This window comes from Nevskia sp. (genome assembly GCF_023266035.1).
Lineage (GTDB): Bacteria > Pseudomonadota > Gammaproteobacteria > Nevskiales > Nevskiaceae > Nevskia.
The window spans coordinates 1-3,172 of sequence record NZ_JAHFRY010000234.1 but is presented as its reverse complement, the minus strand read 5'-3'; the positions used below and the strand labels follow the sequence as shown (position 1 = coordinate 3,172).

The 3,172-nt window shown below is 65.7% G+C and carries 4 protein-coding genes and 1 pseudogene; 2 read left to right on the top strand and 3 right to left on the bottom strand.

The genetic code is table 11. The features are described from left to right. A pseudogene (locus Q0D45_RS21720) lies at positions 1–137 on the bottom strand (adenylosuccinate lyase); the annotation flags it as partial. A 125-nt stretch (positions 138–262) separates the two neighbouring features. On the opposite strand from Q0D45_RS21720, the gene Q0D45_RS21375 reads away from it, so the two are divergent. Next, the gene (locus Q0D45_RS21375) at positions 263–1,663 is read left to right on the top strand and encodes an aspartate ammonia-lyase (protein ID WP_293397894.1); all 1,401 of its coding nucleotides are present in this window, start codon (positions 263–265) and stop codon (positions 1,661–1,663) included. A gap of 41 nt (positions 1,664–1,704) precedes the next feature. Further along, a complete protein-coding gene (locus Q0D45_RS21370; RefSeq protein ID WP_293397892.1) occupies positions 1,705–2,133 on the top strand; it encodes a hypothetical protein in 429 nt (142 codons plus the stop codon). A 48-nt stretch (positions 2,134–2,181) separates the two neighbouring features. On the opposite strand, the gene Q0D45_RS21365 is transcribed toward Q0D45_RS21370, so the two are convergent. Both Q0D45_RS21365 and Q0D45_RS21360 read right to left on the bottom strand, forming a co-directional pair. Continuing rightward, positions 2,182–2,715: a hypothetical protein gene (locus Q0D45_RS21365; protein WP_293397890.1), complete on the bottom strand. Its 534-nt coding sequence runs from the start codon at positions 2,713–2,715 to the stop codon at positions 2,182–2,184. 158 nt (positions 2,716–2,873) lie between these two features. Further along, positions 2,874–3,172: zinc-binding dehydrogenase (locus Q0D45_RS21360; protein WP_293397888.1), on the bottom strand; the 299-nt coding region annotated here is incomplete at its 5' end.

The window sequence follows — 3,172 nt, the reverse complement described above, 5'->3', positions numbered from 1 at the left end:
GCCTGCAGCCAGCGCACTTCGACCTCGACCCGGTAACGGATCAGGCCGTACTCGCTGAAGATCAGGCGCAGGCCCTGGGTCTTTTCGGCGTAGCGGCCGTCGATCGGTGAGATGGCGGTCAGACTGCTGAGATTCATTCGGGACTCGTCGGGGATTGAAGCGAAAGGGGCCGGCGGCAGGCCTCGGAGATCGGGCGGCCAGCTTGCGGCAGGCGGGATTTTACGCGAGCCTCCGGCGCGACTGTCTAAACCGGATGAACCTGATGGCGAAGTCGCGCATCGAGCATGACAGCATGGGCGAAGTCCGGGTGCCGGCCGAGGCCCTGTGGGGCGCGCAGACCCAGCGCGCCGTCGACAATTTCCCGATCTCTGGCTTGAAGATGCCGCGCGGCTTCATCCGTGCGCTGGGCCTGATCAAGGCCACGGCCGCCGAGGTCAATGCCGAACTGGGCCTGCTCGATGGCGCCGTCGCCCAGGCGATCGTCGCCGCCAGCCTTGAAGTCGCCGCCGGCCGCCATGACGCCCAGTTTCCGATCGACGTCTTCCAGACCGGCTCGGGCACCTCGAGCAACATGAACGCCAACGAGGTCATCGCCCATCTGGCTGGGTCGGTGCTCGATGTCGCCGTGCATCCGAACGATCAGGTCAATCTCGGCCAGTCCTCGAACGACACCATTCCGGCCGCGATCCATGTCGCCGCCGCGCTGGCGGTGCGGGAAGATCTGTTGCCGGCCTGCAAGCAGCTGGCGAAGCAGATCGAGCGCAAGGCGAAAGCGCTGCGCGGCGTCACCAAGACTGGCCGCACCCATCTGATGGACGCGATGCCGCTGCGCTTCGATCAGGAACTCGGCGCCTGGGCCAGCCAGATTCGCGATGGCAGCGCGCGGATCAAGGCGGTGCTGCCGCGCCTGCAGCGGCTGGCGCAGGGCGGTACCGCGGTCGGCACCGGCATCAACGCCCACCCGAAATTCGCCGCCAAGTTCGCCAAGCGGCTGGCCAAGCGCTGCGCGGTGGCCTTCGTGCCGGCGCCGAACCTGTTCACGGCGATGGCCACGCAGGACACGGCCGTGGAACTGTCTGGCCAGCTGAAGACCCTGGCGGTGAGCCTGACCAAGATCGCCAACGATCTGCGCTGGATGAACTCCGGCCCGCTTGCCGGCCTCGGCGAAATTCGCCTGCCGGCGCTGCAGCCAGGCTCCAGCATCATGCCGGGCAAGGTCAATCCGGTGATCCCGGAAGCGGTGGCGATGGTCTGCGCCAAGGTCATCGGCAACGACACGACGATCACCATCGCCGGCCAGAGCGGCAGCTTCCAGCTCAACGTCATGCTGCCGCTGATCGCCCACGATCTGCTGCAGTCGATCGGCCTGCTCGCCAACGCGGCGCGGCTGCTCGGCGACAAGGCCATTGCCGGCTTCGAAGTCGATGAGGCGCGCATCGCCGAATCACTGTCGCGCAACCCGATCCTGGTCACTGCGCTGAATGCGGTGATCGGCTACGAGAAAGGGGCTGCCATCGCCAAGCAGGCCTACCGCGAGAAACGGCCGTTGCTCGAAGTGGCGCTGGAGCAGACGGGTTTGAGCGAGGACGAATTGCGGGCGCTGCTCGATCCGGCGGCCTTGACCGAAGGTGGCATCAAGGGATCGGGTGGGGCAGGCGGCTGAGGCAAGGCTAAACTTCGCGCCCCATGGAGCTGTAGCAAACGATGACCAGCGAATACATGCTGTACCGGGCGCGGCCGCAGTTCGGCGCGTTCAACACCTGGCAGAACCCGCACTTCGAGCCGCTCGGCACGGTCGAGGTGCTCGCCGTGGCGATCCGCAATCTGTTCGCCACGCCGCTGCGCTGGAGCCGTTACGACGAAGGCGGCTGGGTGTTCGCCGAAGGCAGGGATGACGGCCATGCGATCGATCTGATGTTCCGCGCGGCGACGCACGGCGCGGTCGATTACCTGGTCATTCGTAAAGGCGATGGGCCGACGATCGTCAAGCTCGTCGAATGGCTGGATCTGAACTTCGTCTTCGATCCGGTGCGGAACAAGTATCTCGATCCCTATCACTGCGATGAAGCCGGCCGGCCGCTGATCGCCAAAGGTCTTTACGAGCTGACGGCAGAGCGGCGGCTGGTGTCCTGAGCCCGCACACCGGGGCAGGGCACTGTGCCCGGCCCTGGTGCACTTCGTTCAGCGCTGGATCGTCGCGATCGTCGTCGGGCCTTGTTCGACCAGGCATTCGCCGCGCGTGCCCTTGTTGATCAGGGTGCTGTAGGTCGAGTCGCTGGCCTTGCAGGCCACCCAGCTAAGGTTGGCGTCGACCGGCGCAAAGCCATTCAGTGCCAGGCGCGAGCCGGCGGCAATCTCCACCGATTCGAAGCCGCGCCGGCCGATGGCGTCGCAGCGCTTGGCGGCGCCCTGTTCGGCGTCGATGCAGTACGACACCTTCACCGCGTACGTGCAGTGATTGACCAGCGCCGTCATGTCGCGCTGACGCATGCCGGCATTGCCGCGCACGCTGATGCAATTGCTGGCCACGGCCGAGTCGTCATGGCTCAGGCGGACCGGTTCGCTCTTCAGCAGCAACGAGCCATCGGCGGTTTCGGTGTAGTTCGAGGCGGCCAGCAGGGTGGTGTCCGCTTGCGCAGCAGGAATCGCGGCGAGGCAGGCGGTAGCGGTGATCAACAGGGCAAACGGACGGCTGAGCAGGGTCAGGCTATTCATCGGTGTCTCTCCGGAATGGGGGCGAGTGAGGAAGCCGCCGGTGATCCGGTTCTTTGCTTCCTGCACCTTCGATGCGCCAGCCCCGGCATCCGGTTGCAAGCTGCGAACGATTTAATCTCGTCGTCACAAACAGCCGCTGTTCCCGCTATCGAAACGACTCAGACGGTGAGCACCGTCGCGCCGCTGGTCTGCCGTGATTCCAGTGCGATCTGCGCCTGGGCAACATCGCGCAAGGGATAACGCTGCTTGATCTGCGGCTCGATCACACCGCTGGCGATCGCTTCGAACAGCGCGTTGGCAGCGGCATCCAGTTCGGCGCGCGTGCTGGTGTAGTGGGCGAGCGTAGGCCGGGTGAAGAACAGCGAGCCCTTCTCGGCCAGCAGCACCGGCTCGAAGGGCGCGGCCTTGCCGGAAGCGTTGCCGAACGATACGAACAGCCCGCGCGTTCTCAGCGAGT

What these genes read in the sequence shown, in the direction of transcription:
- Q0D45_RS21375 (WP_293397894.1), top strand. Translation starts at nt 263, where the DNA reads ATGGCGAAGTCGCGCATCGAGCATGACAGCATGGGCGAAGTCCGGGTG.
- Q0D45_RS21370 (WP_293397892.1), top strand. Translation starts at nt 1,705, where the DNA reads ATGACCAGCGAATACATGCTGTACCGGGCGCGGCCGCAGTTCGGCGCG.
- Q0D45_RS21365 (WP_293397890.1), bottom strand. Translation starts at nt 2,715, where the DNA reads ATGAATAGCCTGACCCTGCTCAGCCGTCCGTTTGCCCTGTTGATCACC.